Genomic DNA, 21,260 nt, shown 5'->3' with positions numbered 1-21,260 from the left:
GTGGCGGAGGAGGAGGTGGTGGAGGTGCGAGCCCGGGGAACGCGGTGGACGTGCGCATCACCGGCTTCTGGCGCTGGAAGACGGTCGTCGTCCCGCCCAATGCCTACGTGGTGCAGACACGCCGTGGGCATGCGCAGCCGCTGACGCTCGGCCTGGGGGTGTCGTTCGCCTATGACCCGGCGAAGGACTCGTTCCTGGTGGTGCCGGGGGCGATGCAGACCATCCTCATCAACGCGCACTGCATCTGTCGCGAGCTGCAGGGCCTGTTGGTGCAGGGCTACGTGCAGTGGATCATCGAGGACTTCGGCACGGCCTACCGCAAGCTGGACTTCACCGACGTGGAGGACCCGATGCGCGTGGTGAACGTGCAGCTGCGCGAGCAGGCGGAGGCGGCCATCAAGGACAAGGTGGCCACCATGAGCATCGACGCGGTGCTGTCCGACAAGCAGCCCATCATCGAGGAACTCACGGCCCGGTTGCGGCACGTGGCGGAGGGCGGCGGAGGCACCGATAAGGGCCTGGGGCTGCGCATCGTCACGGTGCAAATCAAGGAGGCCGTGGTCAGCTCCGCGCGCCTGTGGGAGAGCCTCCAGACGCCGTTCCGCGCCGAGCAGGAGCGCATCGCCCGGCTGGCGTCGTTGGGGAAGGAGGAGTCGCTGGCCCAGCGTGAGCTGGAGGTGGAGCAGACGCGCGAGCGCATGCAACTGGAGAGCGATGGCGAGCTGTCCGCGCTCCGGGCGAGCAAGGACGCGCAGGCGTACGACCGCGAGCAGTCCGAGCGGCAGCGGCGACAGCATCGCGAGGAAGAGGACGCGCGCAAGCTGGCCACGGAGCGGCAGCAGACGGTGCTCCAGGCCGCGGAGCTGGAGAAGGCCCGGCTGGCCGGTGAGGCGGAGCTGGCGCGACTGCACCAGGAGGTGGAGGCGGCAAGGCTCAAGCGCACCGCGCTGGCGAGCACGGACGCTCACGACGTGGAGCGCGCCGCGGCCAACCGTCAGGCCCGGGTCGAGCTGGAGCACCTGGAGCTGCGCCAGCAGATCCTCAACGGGCTGAGTGCGTCCAACGTGCAGGCGCGGCTGGTGGAGTTGCTGCCCGCCATCGCGGAGAAGCTGCCGCAGCCTCGCGAGCTGCGTTCGGTGTCCATCGGCGGCGCCGGCGGCGCGCAGGACGGCCAGGGACTGACCACCCTGGTGGCCCAGATGATGGCCCTGGTGAATGTTTTGAAGACGGAGCCGCCCGCGTCTCCGCCGCCTGGTGCCCCCACCCCCACGCCGGAAGAAGAGCACCCCACGCCGGATTGAAGTTCAGCTCCCCCCTGGCTCCCAGGTCACCTTCCAGATTTGCTATTATTTCTGGTTGGGCGGCTTTGGGAGCCGTCAAAGGGGGAGTCATGCGCAGTGTCCGTTTCGTGGGGTTGTGTCTCGGAGTGTCCGTCCTGCTCTCGGCATGCGGGAGCGTCGAACAGGAGCCGGCAGGTGCGCCGGCAGGCACCTCCGATGCGGCCTTCGAGGAGTTCAAGTCGAGGGCATACCGGGAGCCCGACTCGAACGTCTATGTCGTGCCGCCGGACCTGGCGTTCGACGGCGACACGGCGCTGCGCGCGTACCACGACCGTTACGTGCGACGGGACGGACTGGGGACTCGCGAGGACGCGCTGGCCGTGGGGTGCCCCAATGGCGTCCTCGTCATGTGGGGCGCCACGGCGGTGCGCGACTTGCGGTACTGCGTCAGCAGGTCTTTCGGCACGCGCCAGGCCGACGTCATCGCGGCGATGAGCAGCGCGGCGAAGGCGTGGGAAGCCGTGGCGGGCGTGAACTTCATCCACGAGAGCTCGCTCGACGGGGCCTGCATTGCCTCTCAGGAGGGCGTCGTCTTCGACATCCGACCGGTCAACACGGGCGGCCAGTATCTGGCCCGCGCGTTCTTCCCGAATGCGGCCCGCTCCGCGCGGAGCCTGCTCATCGACAACACCGCGTTCGGGAACATCGCCCCTTTGACGCTCAGGGGCCTCCTGCGGCACGAACTGGGGCATGTGCTGGGCTTCGTGCATGAGCCGGGCAGCGTGCTCTGTCCGCGGACCACGGGCACGTGCATGCTGACGGAGACCCCGGATCCCAACTCGGTGATGGTCAATTACTCGTGCGGTGTGACGGCGGGAGACCTGGTGTTGAGCGCCCAGGACGAGACGGCGGTGGGGTTCCTGTATCCGCTCTGACGTGCCGGGCCCTTCGCGCGGTCATCGTCCCGCGCGAGGGGCCTTCGTCGCGGGTGTCACGACATAGGCTCCCGTCTTCGCGACGACCGAGGTGCGAGGCACCTGGCGGCTCTCCTCGAAGAGGGTGTACGCGGGCTGGAGGCTCTTCCAGAACGACACCAGCGAGGTGTCCGCGCCTGCCTGCTTCTCCAGCGCCGCCATCCCCGCCGCGTCGAGCCTGCGCGGGAAGATGTGGATGGGCGCGTCCCGCTTCGTCCGGGCGCGCGTGTCCAGCGCCATGAGGTAGAGCTCCTCGATGGGGCCATCCTCGATGGCGATGCACCCGATGCTCACGCAGTTGCCATGCACGAAGATGTTGCCGCCCAGCCGGACGCCCGGCTTCTGGTGGTGCTTGTCCGCCGTGTTGGGATAGCTGACCCGCACGGAGAGGTGGAAGTTGCTCACCGGGTTGAAGAGGTCGAGCGTGTAGAACCCTTCCGGGACCTGGAGGTCGCCCTCGCGACGCTTGGGCCCCAGCTCTCCCGAGGCGGCGCAGAAGGGGTACGTCTTCACCTTCACCAGCGGACCCTCCTTGGGCCCCGCCCAGACCTCCAGCTCCTTTTCGTGCTTGAAGGCCCGGATATAGAGCTGGTCCGTGGGCCAGGGTGTCCCGGCGGTGGCGAAGAGGGCCGTGACGTCCTTCATCCGCGAGGCGCGAGCGGTGGCGACGCGGTCCCCTGCGTGGGCGCTCAGGGAGAGAAGGGCGCCAAGGAAGCCGGCGACGATTGCGAGGGAGGTCTTCATCGCGCGTTGGACTCCGCCGGGTCGCTCACGGTTCCACGGTATGTCGTTCCCTGCGAAGAGGCCGCCAGCGGTAGGCACACTCCGTGAGGTGGAGGACCGAGTCCAGGCGCGCTCCCGGGGCGAGAGGGCCCTCCTCGAAGTACTCGCAGTACAGCTCCACCGGGGTGCAGAAGCGGGCGTTCCACGGGGCACGGTCGATGGTGAGGACGTAGACGAAGTCGCCCGAAACACCGAGCGCGTCGTAGCACTCGACCAGCGGCTCGTGCAGGTCCTCCAGCCCCGTCCACACGCTGCCCTGGGGCGGGTGTGTCTGGGGCCGGGTGTCGAACACGCCGACGAGGCGCCCTCCGGGAAAGGCCGCCTCCGGGTCCGCCGCGACGGTGAGCAGCTCACCCTCGCGAGCCATCACCATGTGCGCCTCGCCGAACTCGTGGAAGCGGAACTCGTCCAGCGCATTGCCCACGCGGCGCATCACCGGGTCATTCGTCTCGCTGCGCACGAAGTAGCCGCCGCGTCGCCACTCCCCGCGCGCGTTGCGATAGCGCACTGCCGCCCGATAGCTCACCTGGTAGAAGCACACGCCCAGCAGGGGAGACACGCCCTGGGGACGCATGTCGCGCAGGGACGACATCAGCACCTGCACCCACGCGGTGCCGCGATGGATTTCTGGAACGAGCGGCGCGGGCAACAAGCGCGCGAGTCGCGCCGCGTCCACCGCGTAGTTGAGTGAGACGGCCTCCACCCAGTGTGTCTGCACCTGGGTGAGCCAGGGCACGGACGGGCACTCCTCCATGCCGGGGGGACTGGGGCTCGGGTCCTGGCTGCTCGCGAGGAGCAGGTGGGCCTCGCGCAGGGCCTCGTGTCCCAACGGCGTAGGGACCCAGCGGCGTCGCTCCTCACGAGCCAGTCCCGCCAGGGCAATCGCGCGCAGCGCCGACGCGGGGTCCGTCACTCCAGCCACCGCGAGGCGCGAGTGAAGCTCCAGCTCGTCCAGCCCCCACGGCTCGGTTGCGAGGGCCACCAGTGCGGCGAGCGACTCCGGCTTCATACCAGCCGGGCCTCGGGCGTCCGGGCCGCGAGCCTGCGCAAGCGGGCGCGGTGGAGCGCGAGCCCCCCGCCGAACTGCACCGCGAACCAGAGCGCGGCCAGCAGGCTGAAGCCGTGCTCTGGCAAGCGCGTCATCACCAGGGAGACGACCGCGAAGACGGCCGCCACCGTGAACCACACCCGGCCCATCAGCGCGCCCATCATCGAGAAGGCGGTGGCGAACAACACACAGGCCACCGCGGGCATGAACAGCCGGTCCAGGCCGAGCAGCCAGTTGATGAGGGCCACCAGCCCCATGCCGCCCATGAACGTGGTCCAGATGGCCCAGATCTGCCGCTCGACGAAGGAGCGCGCGCCCGCCGTCTGGCCGCGCTTGAGCAGGAAGATGCTGGAGATGTTGAAGGCCAGGATGGCGCTCCAGAGGACGACGTAGGTGCCGGGCGTCCGGTCCCCCTGATTCCAGAGCCACTGAGTGGCGGCGAAGCCCGCGGCGTTGGTGAAGGCATGGAGCATCCAGATGACGCCCCAGTTCTGGAGGGCCGAGTCGTCACGCGCCTGGGACACGACGCGGCGGATGAGCTCGAGGGCCTGATTCGCTTCTTCGCGGTTCATCGTGGCGCGGAGTCTACGCGACCCCCGGCGAGGAAGGCGTCCCGTTCGCGGTCGGATTCCAGACCCGGCACGTCAGCCACGGCGTGGCGAAGCGAGGGAGCAGGCTTCAGTGCAGGGGATGTCTCCACCTGGTGCATGAAAACCGACCATGCAGGTGAGGTGAGTGCGCGGCATGTACGAGACACTGTAGGAGGGAAGCCCGACCGCGGGGGTGGGGAAGTGCCTGGCGCGTGAGGCGGGCATGTACCTTCGTGCAGGAATTCGGAGCGAAGGTTGGTCCGCATGGGATGGGACCCTCATGCAATGGTGGCTGACTCCTGCTCGTGTTACCTGCCAGCCCGCCTATGAAGACATCTTCGTTTTCCTTCTTGATTGCCAGCGTCGTCGCCGTGTCTCTCTCGGTGAGTGCCTTTGCTTGTTCCGGCGAAGATTCGTCGACGGACCCTGAAGACGGCGTGGGAGTGGAGGATGGTGGCGGGCTCGTGCGCGATGCTGGCGGAGAACCCGAACGTGACGCCGGTGGCGAGCCCGAACGCGACGCTGGTCGAGAGCCCGAGCGTGATGCTGGTGGAGAGCCCGAGCGCGATGCTGGTGGAGAGCCCGAGCGTGATGCCGGTGGAGAGCCCGAGCGCGATGCCGGTGGAGAGCCCGAACGTGACGCTGGCGGCGAACCGGAGCGCGATGCTGGTGGCGAACCTGAGCGCGACGCTGGCCCTGGGACCTCGGATGGAGGCGACTCCGGCGTGGACGGTGGCAGTGGTCCTGACCCCGTGGATGCGGGCCGAGCCGATGCTGGGACGGATGGTGGTGCTTCGGATGGTGGCCTGGACGCAGGCCAGGATGCGGGGCCCGTCGAGGTGCCGACGGATGGCGGCACGGTCGTCACGGGCACGTTGTCCGGGACGCTGACGGTGGCGGGCTCCCCCTACCGGGTCATCGGCAATGCCCAGGGCGTCGTCACGATTCCGAAGGGACAGGTCCTCAAGGTGCAGCCCGGCGTCATCCTCGACTTCAAGGGGCGCCCGGAGGTGACGGAGGCCGATGTCGCGGCGGGTGCGCCGGACAGCGTGATGAACCACCAGAAGGGCCGCGTGGAAGTGCGTGTGTACGGCGGCATCCAGGTGAGTGGCACGGCGGACAAGCCCGTGCTGCTCACCTCGACGAACCCGTATGGCTGGTGGGGCATGAACTTCTATGGAGACAACTCCGTGGGAGACGGACACCCCGTCTTCGACCACATGGTCTTCGAGAAGGTGCGCAAGAACGAATACAACGGCGACCGAGACTGGACGCGTGGCGCGCTGTGGGCCTACTACCCGGGGCCGGTGACGATTCGGAACTCCGTGTTCCGCGACAACGTGTCCGCGGCGAAGTGCGGCGCGCTGGACCTGATGTTCACCGTGGGCTCTCGCGTGGAGGGCACGCTGTTCGAAGGCAACCGCACGTCGGACATCGACCGCTTCGCTCAGGCGGGCACGTCCTCCATGGCGGGTGGCGGGGCGATGTGCGTGACGCACGGACGTGACTCCGTGGTGCGCGGCAACACCTTCCGGAACAACGGCCTGGAGGCGTTCCGGGGCAGTGTGTGGAGCGGCCTGACGGTGAGGCCCGTGCTCGCCTGGCCCAACTCACAGAACATCTACGACCTGGGCGGCGGCGCGGCCTTGCACTACTTCCAGCCGAACAACGACCTCATCGTGGACAACCTCTTCGAGGACAACTTCGTGACGAAGGGGCCCGCGGCGGCCATCTACGTGGAGGATGTTGGCACTCGCGGTGTCACCCTGCGACACAACCGCTTCCTGGACAACCAGGCAGGGGCGGGGGGCGTGGTGGTGTGCAACCGAGGCAGCGGCGCGGTGGAGCTGGTGGTCGAGAGCGACAACGTCTTCAGTGGGAACACGGTGAATGGCAACCCCGCGCCGAATGTGACGGGCGACTGCACCGTCGCCGCCCAGTAGTCGGCGCGAGTCCTACCTTGTCTCCACCCGGGGGCTCGAAGCCTCGAATAAAATGGATCAGGCCGCGTCAGTAGGCCTGTACACACAAGCGAGCTTCGCGCTCACGAGGACCCCCACCATGAACGCTTTTTCATCCGCCGTGCTCGCGGGACTTCTCTTCGCGGGAAGCGCGCAGGCCCAGTCCCGCTCCAACCAATGGGAGCGCGCGCAGGACCGTTACGAGGTGCATGAGGACCGCCGCGAGCTTCGCGACGACCGGAAGGACGTGGAGGAGCTGAAGGCCGTCCTGGCCCGCTTCGACAAGGCCTGGGCGCGTCGTGACACCCGAGAGATGGATGCCGTGGAAGGGCGCCTGCGCCAGCTTCTTCGCGCGGAGATGATGGAGAGCCGCACCGAGCTGTCGTCCTCGCAGAGGGAGGCCCAGCGCAGCCAGCGCGAGGTGCGCGCGGAGCAGTGGGAGGTCCGCGACGATGCCGCCTGGGGGCGCCGGGCCGCGTACGTCAACGACAAGCGGGACCTCCGCGATGACCGGCGGGATGCCCGGGATGACCGCCGCGATGTGAAGGCGGAGGCCGCCACGCTGCGCACTCGGCAGGTCATCGCCCGGGAGCTCGCGGAGCTGGAGGGCCGCCGGAATGGTGGCGCGCTGCACCGCAAGCGGGACCTCATCCAGGAGCTCATCCGGCTGGCGGAGCGCGAGGTCCGCGAGGGAAAGCAGGAGCTTCATGAGGACAATCGCGAGCGCCGTGAGGACCATCGCGAGCGCCGTGAGGACCGCCGCGACCACCGCCGCGGCTGAGTCGATACCGGGGGCGCCGCTCCGGCGATTCGCTCGCCGGGTGACACTTGCCGACGAGCGCCGCTGTCCGTGCTTCCGAATGCTCGCGGGCCGGCATTGACTGCCGCCCGTGGGAATCTGGTCGAAGAAGAGCCTCGCGAGGCTCCAGGACGAGGATGGCGCGGGGCATGAGCTGCACCGCACCCTCAATGGGTTCCAGCTGACGTTGCTGGGAATCGGGGCCATCATCGGCGCGGGCATCTTCGTCGTGACGGGGACGGCGGCGGCGCAGCACGCGGGGCCCGCCATCGTCCTGTCGTTCGTCCTGGCCGGGGTCGGCTGTCTCTTCGCGGGGCTGTGCTACGCGGAGTTCGCCTCGATGATTCCCGTTGCCGGCAGCGCGTACACGTACGGCTACGCCACGCTGGGCGAGCTGGTGGCGTGGATCATCGGCTGGGACCTGATGCTGGAGTACCTCTTCGCGTCCTCGGCCGTGGCGGTGGGGTGGTCCGGCTACTTGACGGCCTTCCTTCGCGACTACGTGGGGTGGCAGCTGCCGGCGGCCTTGGCGAATGCTCCGTTCGACACCGCGCCGGGCTCGCTCATCCCTCACGCCACCGGAGCGCTCATCAACCTTCCGGCGGTGCTGCTGGTGGGCGTGCTCACGGTGCTGCTCGTCGTCGGCATCCACGAGTCGGCGCGCGTCAACAACATCATCGTCTTCGTGAAGGTCGCCATCGTCCTGCTCGTCATCGTCTTCGGCGCCTTCCACGTCGAGCGAGAGCACTGGACGCCCTTCATCCCTCCCAACACCGGGCGCTTCGGAGAGTTTGGCTGGAGCGGGGTGCTGTCGGGAGCGGGCGTCATCTTCTTCGCGTACATCGGCTTCGACGCCGTCTCGACGGCCGCGCAGGAGACGAAGAACCCGTCGAAGGACCTGCCCACGGGAATCCTCGGCTCGCTCATCGTGTGCACGGTGCTCTACGTCCTGATGGCGGCGGTGATGACGGGCCTGGCGCCGTACCGCACGCTGAACGTGCCCGAGCCCGTGTACGTGGCCATCTCCGAGGGGGGCCCGGCCCTGCAATGGCTCCGTCCCATCGTCGGGGTGGGGGCCATCGCGGGACTGGCGTCCGTGGTGCTCGTCATGTTGATGGGGCAGCCGCGCATCTTCTTCGCCATGTCGCGCGACGGGTTGTTGCCACCGTTCTTCGGCCGCATCCATCCGCGCTTCCGCACGCCCTATGTGTCCACGCTCATCACCGGAGCCGTGTCCATGGTGGTGGCGGGGCTGTTTCCCATCGGGTTGCTCGGGCACCTCGTCTCCATCGGAACGCTATTCGCGTTCGTGGTCGTCTGTGCGGGCATCCTCGTGTTGCGCTACACGCGGCCGGATCTGCCCAGGCCCTTTCGGACGCCCTTCGTGCCCGTGGTCCCCATCCTGGGCATCCTCGTCTGCACGGCCCTGATGCTGGGCCTTGGCACGGAGACCTGGATACGCCTCATCCTCTGGCTCGCGCTGGGGTTGGTCATCTACTTCGGCTACGGCCGCAAGCACTCCCGCGTGGGGCAAGCGGAGGCGGCGGGGCGGACGGACTCGCGCTGAGCCAGAGGGTCGTCCGCGGCCTCAGTCGTGGAGGGCCACGGGCTTGAAGTGGATGCGCTCCGCTTCCGGGTGGACGAAGAAGGGGCGCACGCGGATGCCGGTGTGCTCCTTCTGGAGCTGCTCGGCGGCGTGACGCAGATCCTGGACCTGCTGCTCCGCGATGAACTCCGGCCCCATCGTTCCGTGACGGGACTGGTAGTAGCCGCAGTTGGCGTGAGCGAGCAGGAGGACCTCCTCGATGTGGTGGCCGATGATGAGGAAGCGGGCCGCGCGGGTGATGGTGTCGCTCTCCAGATAGTCAGCCACCCAGCGGTTGAGGAGCGCGGGACCACCGGGGATGGTCAGCGTATCGATGCGCTCATGGCCCAGGTGGGTGGCGAGGTCCTCCACGGCATCCGTGAAGCGTCCATCTGAGCAATAGATGGCGAGCACCGTCGGATGGTGGTGCTCGTAGCGGTGGCGGGAGACGAACGGCTTCTCGTCGATCATGGCGGCACCCTAGCGGGTTTCACCTCCCAGGGTTCGAGCGGATGCGTGCCTGGCTGTTCCTCCCCGTCGTCCAGGGGGTGGACACAGGCCCGGGGGCTGGGCGGCGCTCGGGGGTGGCTTGAAGGCGCGTCCAGGGGGGCCCACCTGTCTCCATGGTGCCGTGCCCTCGGTTTTCTTTGCGCCCGGCGCAGCAAGGACTCGTGCGATGGCCAGGAAGCCTCGGTTCCCTCGGAAGGTGGATCGCCACGTCTACCCAGGCCCGGAGTACCGCTTCTCGAAAGCGAAGATCGGGCTGACCTATCAGGACTCGAAGCCCGACTTCCCGCGCCAGCCGAACGCGCCAGAGCGCGCGCCCAACGTGCTGCTCGTGCTGCTGGACGACGTGGGCTATGGGTGGTCCAGCGCGTTCGGCGGACGGGTCGCGATGCCGACGGCCGAGCGGCTCGCGCGGAGCGGGTTGAAGTATTGCCAGTTCCACACCACCGCGCTCTGCTCGCCCACGCGGGCCGCGTTGCTCACCGGCCGCAACCACCACAGCGCCGCGTCGGGAGTCATCGGCGAGATAGGCACGGGCTACCCCGGCTACACGGGCATCATCCCCAAGAGCTGTGGAACCATCGCGGAGACCCTCCAACAGAACGGTTACGGCACGGCCTGGTGGGGGAAGAACCACAACGTCCCCGACAACCAGACGAGCGCGGCGGGGCCGTTCGACAACTGGCCCACGCAGCGGGGCTTCGACTACTTCTACGGCTTCATCGGCGGTGAGACGGACCAGTTCCGTCCCGCGCTCTATCGGGGCACGGAGCCCGTGGAGGCCGGCCGGACGCCCGAGGAGGGCTATCAGCTCACGCGAGACCTCGCGGATGACTGCATCGGGTGGATGCGCCAGCAGAAGTCGATTGCCCCACAGCGTCCGCTGTTCCTCTATTTCGCACCCGGCGCGGGCCATGCGCCGCACCAGCCACCACTCGACTGGCGAGGCCGGCATCAGGGGAAGTTCGACCAGGGCTGGGACGCCTATCGCGAGGAGGTGTTCAAGCGGCAGATAGAGCTGGGCGTGGTTCCTCCCGACGCGAAGCTCACCGCGCGCCCCGCGGAGATTCCGGCCTGGGACTCCTTCGACGACGAGCAGAAGCAGCTCTTCAGTCGCATGGCGGAGAACTACGCGGACTTCCTGTCCCACGCGGACCACGAGGTGGGCCGAGTCGTCCAGGCACTCGACGACCTGGGTGAGCTGGAGAACACGCTCGTGCTCTACATCATCGGAGACAATGGCTCGAGCGCGGAGGGCACGCTCACGGGCACCCTCAACGAGATGCTGACGCTGGGAGGGTACGCGCCCGACCTCCAGCAGCTCCTGGACCGACAGGACGAGATAGGCCTGCCGGGCACGTCGCCGCACTACCCGGTGGGCTGGGCCTGGGCGGGCGACACGCCGTTCCAGTGGACGAAGCAGGTGGCCTCGCACTTCGGTGGCACGCGCAACCCGATGATTGTTTCGTGGCCTCGCGAAATCACCGAGGGAGGTGGCTCGCGCTTCCAGTTCCACCACATCATCGACATCGCGCCCACGTTGCTGGAGGTCATCGGCATCACCGAGCCGACGATGATGAAGGGCACGCCGCAGAAGCCCATCGAGGGCGTCAGCCTGGCGTACACCTTCGATGAAAAGGCCGAGGACGCTCCGAGCACGCGGACCACCCAGTACTTCGAGATGTTCGGCAACCGGGCGCTGTATCGCGATGGCTGGATGGCCTCATGCCGACATGGCCGGTTGCCGTGGCAGACGGTGGGGACGGCGGACTTCGCCAAGGACCGCTGGGAGCTCTATGACCTCCGGGGCGACTACAGTCAGGCGGTGGACGTCGCGGCCCGACATCCCGAGAAGCTGCGCGAGCTCCAGGACCTGTTCATGGTGGAGGCGGCGAAGTACGACGTACTGCCCCTGGATGACCGGTTCATCGAGCGCGCGGACGTGACGCTCCGCCCGAGCTGGTTCTACGGGCGCAAGCGCGTCACGTTCTACTCGGGCATGACCTATCTGCCGGAGGGCAGCGCGCCGAAGACGAACAACATCAGCTACACGCTCACCGTCGGAGCGGACCTTCCCTCGGAGGGCACCGAGGGCGTGCTGGTCTGCGTGGGCGGAGACATGGGCGGCTGGTCGCTGTACGTGAAGGACCGGCGGCTCGTGTACCACTACAACTTCTTCGACATGGAGCGGCACGAGGCCGTATCGGACATCGAGGTCCCCACGGGTCGGGTGGAGCTGAAGCTCGCGTTCACCAATGAGTCCGACACGCTGGGCGGCCCCGCGTCGGCACGCATCTCCATCAACGGCAAGGACGTGGGCCACGTGGCGATTCCGCGCCAGTGTCGCGGGCGTTTCAGCACCGAGTGCATGGATGTCGGAATGGACTCCCGTTCGCCCGTGAGCCGCGGGTACCTGGACCGGGGGACGTTCCCCTTCACGGGCCGCATCGAGTACGCCACCTTTGACTTCGATCTGGAGGTCGCCAACCGCGAGCTGACGCCCGAGGAGCGGTTGGAGCAGCACGTCCGACTGGACTGACTACCACCCGCCGGGAGGGCGACCCATCGCTCGTCCTCCTGGTGGGGTGGCCAGAATCGAGCCAAGGCGTTAGACACGACGACATGTCTTCTTCCAGCCGTGGTGGGCATATCTCGGGGCTGCGACTCGAGCGGGTGAGCGCCTCCCGCCAGTTCGCGGAGGGTCGGTTCCGCAACACCGCGCCCGTGCACCCTGGCATCCAGGGCAACCCCCTGCCGTTGCTCGGCGAGTACTTCTTCGGGGGTGCGCAGCGCACGCCTCCGGGGCCGTTGCCCTTGGAGAACCCGCTGGAAGCCTGGGGGCGGAGGCCCGACACCGGCCTGCGAGTGACGTGGCTGGGGCACAGCACGATGCTGCTGGAGCTGGACGGCGCGCGCATCCTGACGGACCCCGTGTTCGGCGAGCGTGCCTCGCCCATGTCCTTCGCCGGGCCTCGGCGTTTCCACGAGGCGCCGGTGTCCCTGGACGCGTTGCCGGAGCTGGACGTGGTGCTGCTGTCGCACGACCACTATGACCACCTGTGCCGGCCCACCATCCAGGCCCTGGCGAAGCGGCGCGTTCCGTTCGTCACGGCCCTGGGCGTGGGGGCCCACCTGGAGGCCTACGGTGTCGCGCCGGAGCTGATCACCGAGCTGGACTGGTGGGAGCGGACCCCGGTGGGACCGGTGACACTCACCGCCACGCCGTCGCAGCACTTCTCCGGGCGCGGCTTGGGCGACCGGAACCGGACGCTGTGGGCGTCCTGGGTGCTGGAGGGTGACAAGCACCGCCTCTTCTTCAGTGGCGACACGGGGCTGACGGAGGAGCTGCGCGAAGTGGGGCGGCGCCATGGTCCGTTCGACCTGGTGATGCTGGAGGTGGGTGCCTTTCATCCGAGCTGGGGCACCATCCACCTGGGACCGGAGAACGCGCTCAAGGCCCACGAGATGCTCGGGGGCGGCCGGTTGATGCCGGTGCACTGGGGCACCTTCAACCTGGCCCTGCACGCATGGGACGAGCCCGCGGAGACGCTGCTCCGGCTGGCCTCCGAGCAGCAGGTCCGGCTCTTCACGCCTCGCCTGGGGGCCGCGAGCGAGCCCCTGCGCCTGGAGCAGGCCACGCCCTGGTGGCGGGAAGTCTCGGCGGGAGTGCTGGCCCCAGGGCCCGTCCTGGGCGGGTAGGCGGGCGTTCCATCGACCGGGCGGCGGGGCTTCGCGGGACCCCTGAGTCGATGTCTTGGAACGCGGGCGGGGGGATGGGCATCTCTCCCTCAGCAGGTGGATACCACCATGTCCATGCCCCTCATCGCGCTCGCGGCTGTTGGTTCAGGTGCGCTGCACGCACTGGCGGGACCGGACCACCTGCTGAGTCTCGCCCCTCTTTCGGTGGGACGTCGTCGGGGCGCGTGGCGGGTGGGGCTGCTGTGGGGATTCGGCCATGGGCTCGGCACCCTGATCGCCGCGGGAGTCCTGCTGGTGCTCCTGTCCGCGGTGCATCTGGAGTCCGTTGATCGCTGGGCCGAACGCCTCGCGGGACTCGCGCTGCTGGGGATGGGCGTCTGGGGACTGCGGCGGAAGCTGGGCTCGGGCGATGAGGCCCTGGCGTCCCGAGGCGTGCTCGCCGTGGGGCTGGTGCACGGTCTGACGGGGGCCTCCGCGCTGGTGTTGCTGCTCCCCATCGCGGTGTCGGGCACGGCGCCGGAGCAGGCCCTCTACCTGGGCGGGTTCTCCATCGGCAGCACGCTGGCCATGTCCGCGCTCACCGCGAGCATCGCCGCCTTTTCCCGCATCAAGCAGTTCTCCTCCAAGCTGGCGACGCATGTGCCTCGTGTGGCGTCCACGGTCTCCATCCTCGTGGGCAGTGCCTGGATGCTCGGGAGTTTCTGAGCCAGCGCGTGATGTCCTTTGGACATGATTCGGGCCGGACTCCACGCGCCTTGGTGGAGCCCGGCCCATTCACTTCGTGTGTCCGGCGCGTCTCAGTGGACGCGGCCCGGAGGCAGGTTCGAGCGGGGCGGGAAGCCCGGCACGGCCGCGTCCAGGTTCTTCGCGCTGCTCAGTGAGCGCGGCGCGAGCAGGGCCTCACCCACGGAGCCCGTCATCGCCTGGAAGCCCTGCGGTGCTCCGCACACCAGGGTCTCCAGGTCGTCGTCTCGCCGGCCCAGGTCGTCGAAGACGCGGGTGATGGAGGAGTTCACGGGGTCAGGAATCGGCGCCTGGCTGACCATGAAGGGCGATGGGCCCGAGGCGCTACCGGCCGAGCGCGGGAAGATGTGCAGGAAGGGGGTCTGCGTCTCCCCCGCGTGGCAGCCGTTGCACGTGTTCAGGGAGAAGCGATGCCGGGCCTCGGGGTCCGCGCCCGGCGCGTCCCAGAAGAAGAAGAACGGCGTGAGCGCGGAGCCCGCGAGGAAGGGCTGTCCCTCGAAGAAGGCCGGCACCTCGTGGGTGCCGTTCATGAGGGGCACCACGTTCTGCTGCACGTAGTCCGACACCAGGGGCGAACCGGCGTGGAAGAGCTCCGGCGTGAGGGCCACGGGAGCGGGCGCCAGGCCGGTGGGCCCGAAGTGGAACTCGCGCAGCTCCCACAGCGGGTCCAGCGCGTTCTCGTTGGTACGCACCTGATGGATGGCGCTGCCCATGAAGTGGCCGGGTGCCACGAACGACTGGGTGAAGCGGTCCGTGAGCGCCTGGAGCTTCGTGTTGAACGCGGGCGTGCCGAGGCTCAGCGTGCCCAACTCGTGCCAGTCACGGGCCCAGCGCTGGATGTCCTCCGGCCCATCGCCGGGCAGCATGTATTCGAGGATGACGGTGAACGGCAGCGGCTGGCCCGTGGGTGTGGTGACGCCGAAGACGAAGCGGCCCTCACCTGAGTGCGTACCTTCGCTGCGCAGGTCGATGCGGTTGACGATGGCGAGCAGTCGGAATGGCGCCGTGTTGAAGTCGAGTTGTGCGGTGGGACCGCCGCTGCGTGACTCCCACGGCCCGAGCACGTCGGGGCGGATGCGCGTGCGCGCGGCGACGAACGAGGCCTCGATGAACTGGTCCTGCTCCCACGTCTTCAGCCAGTTGCGCACCAGCTCGGAGGGGTTCTGCCCGCCGTTCATGCGGCGCATCAACGTGCCGAACGTCCAGACGCCGTTGCCGGTGGTGCGCACCGGGTCTTCCACCACGGACAGGTCGGTGATGAGCAGCTCGCGGTTCGGCGTCACCTGACACACGCCCGGAGTACAGGCCGTGGAGGACTCGCAGCCGTTGACCGCGTTGCCGTCGCAGTCGAAGGTGCCCACCGCGCAGCCGAGGCCACACGTCCCCGCGCCGCAGACGCCGCTCGCCGAGGCCGCGCCACCGCACACGGTGCCGCACGCGCCGCAGTTCGCCGCGTCTTCCATCATCGACGTCTCACACCCGTTGCCCGGATTGCCATCGCAGTCCAGGAAGCCGGCGACGCAGGTCTCCGTGAAGGACGTGCAGGAGGACTGGTTGCCCGCCGCGTCCCGGACCCTCGCGAAGACGGTGACACCGACCTGGTTGGCGAGCAGCGGCACCATCGCGCTGCCGGCATTGTCCAACGGCACCTCCGTGCCCATGGGCGTGGTGCAGCCCGCGTTCGAGAAGAGGACCACCCGCGTGCGAGGCTCGGCCAGGGTGCGCACCGCGCTGACGAAGGGCGCCTGGGGGAAGGGCACCAGTCCCGGTATGAAGGTGGCCGGCAGCGGCGCGAGGTTGTCGTGCGTGTACGCCACCGTCGGAGAGCAGCCGGAGGTGTTGCCGGCGGCATCCACGGCTCGCAAGGAGAACGTCGTCACCGAGTTGGTCCCCACGGTGAGGTTGAGGCTGAAGTTGCCTGTCGTCGCGTTCGCCGTGGTGGTGGTCAGCGGAGTCCCTCCGCAGCTGGAGTTCTGGAAGACGCGGACAAGCGCGCCCGCCTCGGTGCGACCTTCGAGCAGCGGCGTCAGCTGCGTTCCCACTCCATTGGGGACGAAGCCGAGCTGGAAGGGCGTGGTGGGGGCGATGTTGTCATGGACATAGCTGATGGCGGCGGAGCACGCGGAGATGTTGCCCACGGCGTCCTCCGCCTTCGCGGAGAAGGTGCTCGTGGTGTTGGCCGTCATGGTGAAGGGGCGGGTGAAGGTGCCCGTGGCGGTGGCCGTCACGCTCGCGAGGGGGCTTCCGGCGCAGCTGCTTCCGGAGAAGAGCCGCACGGTGGCTCCCGCCTCCGTGGTGCCGGCGAGAGTCGTACTGGTCTGCGTGCTGGGAGAGGCCGGCGTGAAGCCCGTGAATACCGGGACGATGGGCGCCACCGTGTCGCGCACGCAGCCGAGCAGCTCCAGCCGTGCCAGGGAGATGACCTCGACCCCGGTGCGGGAGTCATTGTCGTCCGTCACGTTCAGCCGGAACTTGCTGAACGTCCTCGGGGTGCTGAGCGTGTACTCGCGCCGCTCCGCGCCCAACCAGTTCATCTCGTCGATGCGCGTGTCCACCGTCACCCATGCGCTGCCGTTCCAGCCCTGGAAGGTCCAGTTCTTCGGCGCGCGCGTGGTGATGTCTCCGTTGGCGTACTTGATGGCGTACCGGCTGACGATGCGAGGACCGTCCGTCCACTCGTAGGCCAACCACGCGGGAGTCTGCTTGATGGCGGAGATCCACATGGATGCTCCGGTGGCCACGCTGTCGAACGCCTTCCATGCGTCGTACTCCGGCTCCGCGTCGATGACCCCCGAGGCGGTGACGATGCCGGAGGGCGCGGTCGCGCTCGTCATGTCCGGTACCTGGTTGACGCTGGCGGCGCAGGCGCAGTTGTAGAAGCTCAGCTTCCCGATGGAGAGGACGTCCACGCCCGTGCCGGCCGCGTTGTCCTCCGTCACCACCAGGCGGTACTTGCTGTAGGCCGTGGGAGATGCGACGGCGAACTCGCGCTGCTCGGTGCCTCCCCAGTTCGTCTGGAGTGTGCGCGAGTCAATCGTGTTCCACGCGGTGCCGGACCAGCCCTGCAGCGTCCAGTCCCTGGGCGCTCGTGCGTTGAGCGTGCCGTTGGAGAACTTGATGGCGTAGTGCGTGACTGTCTTGGGGCCGTTGAAGAACTCGTAGGTGAGCCAGGCCGTGGCCTGTCCGCTCGCGGAGAGCCACATGGTGGTGTCGCTGCCGTCGAGCGCCATCCAGCCGGGGTTGGACGCACTGAGCTGGCTGGAGCCGATGGCGAGCCCGCTTGGAGCATCGCCGGCCGTCATCGCGGGGATGAGGCTGTCGCCGCAGGTGAGGCCCTGGGTGGCGGCACCCAGCGGCTCGGGAGGGGAGTCAGCGGGCGGCGGGGCGTCCTGACACCCGGGCACGAAGGCCAGGGTGAGGGCGCTCGCCAGGAACAGGCTTCGGATGGATATCGGGCGATGCATGGACACGCTCCTCGCTACGGGCCGCCGGCGAACACCGGAGGCGCTGGAGCACGGTGTCGTAGCGGGACGTGTCGACAGTGAGGGCGGGGATGTGACGGAAGCTCCGGCGCCGGTGACGAGTCGTCCTCCGCGCGGGACGAGCCCGCGGCCTCGCGGGCCTCAAGTGCCCGGGAACAGTCGTGCGTGGACCTCGCGCACGGCGCGCCGCGTGGCGACATCCTCCGTCACCGCGGGCCAGGGGTGCTCTGTTTCCTCCATCGACCAGGAGGCCTGTCCCGGAGGAGACCAGCGCCCCCTGGAGAGGACTCGGACGAGGCGCTCGGCGCAGACCTCTGGCGACTCCCAGCCGCGCTTCACGAGCGAGAGAAGCCAGCCCACGGGCCCCGTGCGCGCACCCAGGTCGGTGCGCACGACACCCGGATGCATCACGAGCACGTCCAGCTCCGGATGTTCGGTGGCGACGTCGCGCATCGCGAGTGCGAAGCCGAGCTTGGTGTCGCAGTAGGTCCGGATGCTGGAGAAGTCCTCACCCATGGGTGTGCGCGCCGCGTCGAACCGGCCCTTCACCAACAGTCCCGCGCTCACCAGCAGGATGCGGCGCAGCCGGCCCGCGTCGAGCAACGCCTGCTGCATCACCCACGGCGCGGCATGATTCACCACGAACGCCCGCTCCAGCCCGTCCGGCGTCAGCTCCCGTCGCGATGGCCACACGCCCGCGTTGTGCACCAGCGTGGACTCGGGGCGCACGACGGCCACCAATCGCCGCCCCAGGTCGCGCGCAGCCGCGAGAGAGGAAAGGTCTCCAGGCACGGCGAGCGCCTGCCCGCCGTCCTGCTGGATGGAGAGCACCAGCGCGTCCAATCGGGCCCGGTCCCGAGCAACCAGGATGAGTCGGTCCTCCGTCGACTTCGCGAGGGCCTTTGCCAGCGCGTGACCGATGCCACGCGACGCTCCAGTGAGGATGAGGTCGGCCATGGACACCAGCCTGCCAGCCCTGTTCATTAATTGGAAGAATGTTCCAATTCGAGGGTCTGGGGTTTGATGACCCAAGGAGGGGGCAGCGCATAGGGTAGGGCGATGGGGCCAGCACGACGGGACGGGGTGAAGCGACGCGATGCCTTGCTGGATGCGGCGCTGCACTGCTTCGCGGAGCGGGGCGTTCTCAGCACGGGCATCGAGGAGATTCGCAAGGCCGCGGGGGCGAGCCCGTCGAGCGTCTACCACCTCTTCGACGGGCTGCCGGACCTGACGCTGGCGTTGCTGATTCGCACCTTCGAGCGCCTCTTCACGCACCTGTCGGAGCGCGTGTTGCCCACCGCCACGGCGGAGGCGGCCGTGGTGGCCTTGGTGGATGGCCACCTGGAGTGGATCTTCGCCCACCGGGATGAAGGGCGCTTCATGTACCAGGCGATGGCGATGGAGCTGGGGACGCACGCGGCGGGAGCGCTCACCGCGCGCAAGGCGGAGCTGCTCGCGCCCATCATCCAGCACTTCGGGCGCTTCATCGCGGAGGGCTCGCTGCCGCCGTGGCCGCCGCTACTGCTGGATGTCGTGCTGCTCGGCCCGAGTCACGAGGCCTGCCGCCGTTTCCTCGCGGGCGCTCCGCTGGAGCCCTCATGGATGCGAGGCCAGCTGCCACGGCTCGCATGGCAGAGCGTCAAGTCCAGGGAGGCTCACGGCTCATGACTGCCAAGGGCTGACGCTCAGCGGCCCAGCAGCAATGCGCGCAGCCATGACGTGAAGGTGCCCACGCCCGGCGTCACCTGCGCCTGCGTCCACCTCAACCTGCGCATGTGGCGGCGACTCTTCGCTTCCGCGGGCAGGGGCTCCAGCACCGCGAGCGCTTCGTCACGCTGCTTCTGTCGCGCGAGCAGGAGCGCCAGGTCCAGCTTCACCTCGAACAACGTCGCGTCCAGCGCGAGCGTTTCGCGAAGCAGGAGGATGGCACCAGGCCGCTCGGCCCCGCGACGGAAGTGGAGCCGGCCTCGGAGCAGTGTCTTCACGGCCTCCGCGCGGTGTCCCTTCACGACGTGGAGTTGCGACACCTGCCGCCAGAGGTCCAGCTCCAGGGGAAACAGCTCCGCCGCCTGCGCATAGACGGCGAGCGCCTTGTCCGCGAAGCCCTTGTCCAGATGGACCTGGGCCGCCGCGCGGAAGCTCTCCAGCGCGGCCTCCGGCTGCTTCACCCGGGCCAGCAGCGGCGCGAGCTTGCCGAGCACCACCGCGTCCTTCGGCTCCAGCTCCAGCGCCTTCTTGTAACCCAAGATGGCCTTGTTCAGCCGGCCCTTCGAGCGAGCCAGGTCCGCCTCGGTGACGAGCTCCGAACGGGACGGCGGCGTCTTGCTTCCGAACAGCATCGCGACTCCGCATTGAAGTCGCCCCGCGCGCCGAGGGCAACCCCACACGAGCCCTCACGACGAGACATGTCCGCCAGGTGAAACAGCCGCGCTGGAAGTTTCGACGGGACAAATAGGTGAGCCCGATCAGGGTGTCCTCCTGACCGGGCTCGGGGTGCTGCCATGGATGAGGTCCGCACGTTTAAGACTTCGCCTCAGTCTGATGCCCCGTGTCCTGCGATTGAACGACCGCCGCGCAAGCAAGTGGAGCGGCGGGCTGGAATTGCACCAGCATCTCGGGGAGAAGGGCGAAGACGGTTGATCGGACCTGCGACAGCGAATGCTGAGTCTGGAGTGAGAATCTGAGCGTGGGGTGCTTCGCGGGCCCGTGACGTCGCTTGCCTCTACCAGTTGGGCTACCCCGCCGCAGGAGTGGATGGCGGGGGCAGGGTTCGAACCTGCACTGAAGGCGACCCGGGAACGCTCGGCGTCAACTTGCTGCTGAGTTTGAGCTTGTACTCCGAAAGGACTGCGCGCCGAGTCTAGCTGAAGAGGTAGCCGAGGAGAACCTCGCCCGACTTCAACTCTTCGACCTCCACCGCGTTGGCTTCCTCGCGCGCGAACTTGACCGCCTGCTGGAGCTTCTCCACGCGCTCCACCAGCTCATTGACCCGGACGGCGGGGAGAGCGCCCGAGTACTTCACCGTCTTCCAGTAACCGACGACGATGTCCTCGTAATAGACCTCCACCTGGGCGGGGTGCTTCTCGGTGGCCTCGGCCTTCACGTGGTTGCGGGGGACCTTCTTCGTCTTCGCGGTCTGCACCGGCTCGGTGGCCCACAGGCCCTGCGCCGGGTCCGGGACCCAGGACTCCGACGGGTCCAGCGTGGGCAGCTTCTTCACGAAGGTCTGCAGGTCGACCAGCTGCTTCTCCAAGAAGAGCAGGTACGTGGCGGGGGCGCCCTTGAGCAGCACCTTGCCGTCGACACGCACGTCCGCCTTCGCGTGACAGTTGGTGAGGTCCTTGGTGGCGGTGACGTCGAAGAGCCGGGTGAGGATTTCCTTCGTCTTCTTCAGCACGTCGTCGGTGCGCACCTGCACGCGCGTGGACTCGGGGGGGAAGCGCTCACCCTCTTCGTCACGGGGCTGATAGGTGCGGGAGATGCCGTTGAGCAGCTGCGGCTTCTGGAGGTCGTGGTGGGCCTGCGTCAGCTCCTGCTGGGAGCGGTTCTTGACGCCCTTCTCGACGGCGATGATCTGATTGAGCTTGGTCATGATGTTCGTGTCTTCGAATTTTTGAGTTGGGGGCCCAGGACGGTTCGCTCGGAGCGTACCTGACGCGGACCCGGATTCTCAGTCGGGCTTGCCGTAGCCCACGAGCGTGTCGTCCTCGAACTCCGCCACCCATCCTCCAGGCAGGGCGAGCGCGGACAGCAACGCGGGGCGGCGACGCAGCAGGGAATACACGGGGAAGGTCTCGAAGGTCTCATC

The 21,260-nt window shown here is 68.3% G+C and carries 18 protein-coding genes; 10 read left to right on the top strand and 8 right to left on the bottom strand.

Annotation, left to right across the window (positions count from 1 at the left end):
- Positions 1-1,301 (top strand): SPFH domain-containing protein (locus FJV41_RS34985; RefSeq protein WP_141646939.1); only part of this gene is annotated, 1,301 nt, incomplete at its 5' end.
- An 89-nt stretch (positions 1,302-1,390) separates the two neighbouring features.
- A complete protein-coding gene (locus FJV41_RS34980; RefSeq protein WP_141646938.1) occupies positions 1,391-2,215 on the top strand; it encodes a matrixin family metalloprotease in 825 nt (274 codons plus the stop codon).
- 21 nt (positions 2,216-2,236) lie between these two features.
- Here the strand turns inward: FJV41_RS34980 and FJV41_RS34975 are convergent, their stop codons facing one another.
- From FJV41_RS34975 to FJV41_RS34965, 3 genes are read right to left on the bottom strand one after another with little or no spacing between them, the layout of a single operon-like run.
- The gene (locus FJV41_RS34975; protein ID WP_141646937.1) at positions 2,237-2,998 is read right to left on the bottom strand and encodes a L,D-transpeptidase family protein; all 762 of its coding nucleotides are present in this window, start codon (positions 2,996-2,998) and stop codon (positions 2,237-2,239) included.
- A 25-nt stretch (positions 2,999-3,023) separates the two neighbouring features.
- Positions 3,024-4,046 carry a DUF2071 domain-containing protein gene (locus FJV41_RS34970; protein ID WP_141646936.1) on the bottom strand — a complete coding sequence of 341 codons (1,023 nt, stop codon included), beginning with the start codon at positions 4,044-4,046 and terminating at the stop codon, positions 3,024-3,026.
- Positions 4,043-4,657 carry a hypothetical protein gene (locus tag FJV41_RS34965; RefSeq protein ID WP_141646935.1) on the bottom strand — a complete coding sequence of 205 codons (615 nt, stop codon included), beginning with the start codon at positions 4,655-4,657 and terminating at the stop codon, positions 4,043-4,045. Before FJV41_RS34965 ends, FJV41_RS34970 begins: the two co-directional genes overlap by 4 nt.
- 468 nt (positions 4,658-5,125) lie before the next feature.
- On the opposite strand from FJV41_RS34965, the gene FJV41_RS54090 reads away from it, so the two are divergent.
- The 4 genes from FJV41_RS54090 to FJV41_RS34950 all read left to right on the top strand — a co-directional run bounded on the left by FJV41_RS54090 (position 5,126) and on the right by FJV41_RS34950 (position 9,002).
- The gene (locus FJV41_RS54090) at positions 5,126-5,566 is read left to right on the top strand and encodes a hypothetical protein (protein ID WP_246137611.1); all 441 of its coding nucleotides are present in this window, start codon (positions 5,126-5,128) and stop codon (positions 5,564-5,566) included.
- Positions 5,515-6,618 (top strand): right-handed parallel beta-helix repeat-containing protein, encoded by a 1,104-nt coding sequence (locus tag FJV41_RS34960; RefSeq protein WP_246137610.1) that lies wholly within the window; start codon positions 5,515-5,517, stop codon positions 6,616-6,618. Before FJV41_RS54090 ends, FJV41_RS34960 begins: the two co-directional genes overlap by 52 nt.
- A 118-nt stretch (positions 6,619-6,736) precedes the next feature.
- Positions 6,737-7,417 (top strand): hypothetical protein, encoded by a 681-nt coding sequence (locus FJV41_RS34955; protein ID WP_174458949.1) that lies wholly within the window; start codon positions 6,737-6,739, stop codon positions 7,415-7,417.
- Between the two features lie 109 nt (positions 7,418-7,526).
- Positions 7,527-9,002 (top strand): amino acid permease, encoded by a 1,476-nt coding sequence (locus FJV41_RS34950; protein WP_141646932.1) that lies wholly within the window; start codon positions 7,527-7,529, stop codon positions 9,000-9,002.
- 21 nt (positions 9,003-9,023) lie between these two features.
- Here FJV41_RS34950 and FJV41_RS34945 read toward each other — a convergent pair whose 3' ends face one another.
- Entirely contained in the window at positions 9,024-9,491 is a 468-nt protein-coding gene (locus FJV41_RS34945) for a carbonic anhydrase (protein WP_141646931.1), read from the bottom strand.
- A 205-nt stretch (positions 9,492-9,696) separates the two neighbouring features.
- On the opposite strand from FJV41_RS34945, the gene FJV41_RS34940 reads away from it, so the two are divergent.
- The 3 genes from FJV41_RS34940 to FJV41_RS34930 all read left to right on the top strand — a co-directional run bounded on the left by FJV41_RS34940 (position 9,697) and on the right by FJV41_RS34930 (position 13,931).
- Positions 9,697-12,066 carry an arylsulfatase gene (locus tag FJV41_RS34940; protein WP_141646930.1) on the top strand — a complete coding sequence of 790 codons (2,370 nt, stop codon included), beginning with the start codon at positions 9,697-9,699 and terminating at the stop codon, positions 12,064-12,066.
- 83 nt (positions 12,067-12,149) lie between these two features.
- Entirely contained in the window at positions 12,150-13,226 is a 1,077-nt protein-coding gene (locus tag FJV41_RS34935; protein ID WP_141646929.1) for an MBL fold metallo-hydrolase, read from the top strand.
- Positions 13,227-13,334: 108 nt separating this feature from the next.
- A complete protein-coding gene (locus FJV41_RS34930) occupies positions 13,335-13,931 on the top strand; it encodes a hypothetical protein (protein WP_246137609.1) in 597 nt (198 codons plus the stop codon).
- A 92-nt stretch (positions 13,932-14,023) separates the two neighbouring features.
- Here FJV41_RS34930 and FJV41_RS34925 read toward each other — a convergent pair whose 3' ends face one another.
- Positions 14,024-17,434: an Ig-like domain-containing protein gene (locus FJV41_RS34925; RefSeq protein WP_141646928.1), complete on the bottom strand. Its 3,411-nt coding sequence runs from the start codon at positions 17,432-17,434 to the stop codon at positions 14,024-14,026.
- Positions 17,435-17,593: 159 nt separating this feature from the next.
- A complete protein-coding gene (locus FJV41_RS34920; RefSeq protein ID WP_141646927.1) occupies positions 17,594-18,409 on the bottom strand; it encodes an SDR family NAD(P)-dependent oxidoreductase in 816 nt (271 codons plus the stop codon).
- A 126-nt stretch (positions 18,410-18,535) separates the two neighbouring features.
- Here FJV41_RS34920 and FJV41_RS34915 point away from each other — a divergent pair, with 126 nt between their 5' ends.
- Positions 18,536-19,120, top strand: coding sequence for a TetR/AcrR family transcriptional regulator (locus tag FJV41_RS34915; protein ID WP_246137608.1), 585 nt, complete (start codon positions 18,536-18,538; stop codon positions 19,118-19,120).
- A gap of 17 nt (positions 19,121-19,137) precedes the next feature.
- Here the strand turns inward: FJV41_RS34915 and FJV41_RS34910 are convergent, their stop codons facing one another.
- Positions 19,138-19,791 carry a tetratricopeptide repeat protein gene (locus tag FJV41_RS34910; protein ID WP_181791143.1) on the bottom strand — a complete coding sequence of 218 codons (654 nt, stop codon included), beginning with the start codon at positions 19,789-19,791 and terminating at the stop codon, positions 19,138-19,140.
- A gap of 521 nt (positions 19,792-20,312) precedes the next feature.
- On the bottom strand, positions 20,313-21,044 hold the full coding sequence (locus FJV41_RS34905; protein ID WP_141646925.1) for a DUF7873 family protein: 732 nt from the start codon (positions 21,042-21,044) through the stop codon (positions 20,313-20,315).
- Between the last annotated feature and the right edge of the window lie 216 nt (positions 21,045-21,260).

This window comes from Myxococcus llanfairpwllgwyngyllgogerychwyrndrobwllllantysiliogogogochensis (genome assembly GCF_006636215.1).
GTDB classification, from domain to species: domain Bacteria; phylum Myxococcota; class Myxococcia; order Myxococcales; family Myxococcaceae; genus Myxococcus; species Myxococcus llanfairpwllgwyngyllgogerychwyrndrobwllllantysiliogogogochensis.
This window is presented reverse-complemented; position numbering and strand designations above follow the sequence as displayed.

Bases quoted from the DNA above. Each gene is read 5' to 3' on its own strand.
- FJV41_RS34935 (WP_141646929.1), top strand. From the start codon at position 12,150: ATGTCTTCTTCCAGCCGTGGTGGGCATATCTCGGGGCTGCGACTCGAG.
- FJV41_RS34920 (WP_141646927.1), bottom strand. From the start codon at position 18,409: ATGGCCGACCTCATCCTCACTGGAGCGTCGCGTGGCATCGGTCACGCG.
- FJV41_RS54090 (WP_246137611.1), top strand. From the start codon at position 5,126: ATGGTGGCGGGCTCGTGCGCGATGCTGGCGGAGAACCCGAACGTGACG.
- FJV41_RS34975 (WP_141646937.1), bottom strand. From the start codon at position 2,998: ATGAAGACCTCCCTCGCAATCGTCGCCGGCTTCCTTGGCGCCCTTCTC.
- FJV41_RS34965 (WP_141646935.1), bottom strand. From the start codon at position 4,657: ATGAACCGCGAAGAAGCGAATCAGGCCCTCGAGCTCATCCGCCGCGTC.
- FJV41_RS34945 (WP_141646931.1), bottom strand. From the start codon at position 9,491: ATGATCGACGAGAAGCCGTTCGTCTCCCGCCACCGCTACGAGCACCAC.
- FJV41_RS34905 (WP_141646925.1), bottom strand. From the start codon at position 21,044: ATGACCAAGCTCAATCAGATCATCGCCGTCGAGAAGGGCGTCAAGAAC.
- FJV41_RS34925 (WP_141646928.1), bottom strand. From the start codon at position 17,434: ATGCATCGCCCGATATCCATCCGAAGCCTGTTCCTGGCGAGCGCCCTC.
- FJV41_RS34955 (WP_174458949.1), top strand. From the start codon at position 6,737: ATGAACGCTTTTTCATCCGCCGTGCTCGCGGGACTTCTCTTCGCGGGA.
- FJV41_RS34940 (WP_141646930.1), top strand. From the start codon at position 9,697: ATGGCCAGGAAGCCTCGGTTCCCTCGGAAGGTGGATCGCCACGTCTAC.
- FJV41_RS34910 (WP_181791143.1), bottom strand. From the start codon at position 19,791: ATGCTGTTCGGAAGCAAGACGCCGCCGTCCCGTTCGGAGCTCGTCACC.
- FJV41_RS34980 (WP_141646938.1), top strand. From the start codon at position 1,391: ATGCGCAGTGTCCGTTTCGTGGGGTTGTGTCTCGGAGTGTCCGTCCTG.
- FJV41_RS34970 (WP_141646936.1), bottom strand. From the start codon at position 4,046: ATGAAGCCGGAGTCGCTCGCCGCACTGGTGGCCCTCGCAACCGAGCCG.
- FJV41_RS34930 (WP_246137609.1), top strand. From the start codon at position 13,335: ATGTCCATGCCCCTCATCGCGCTCGCGGCTGTTGGTTCAGGTGCGCTG.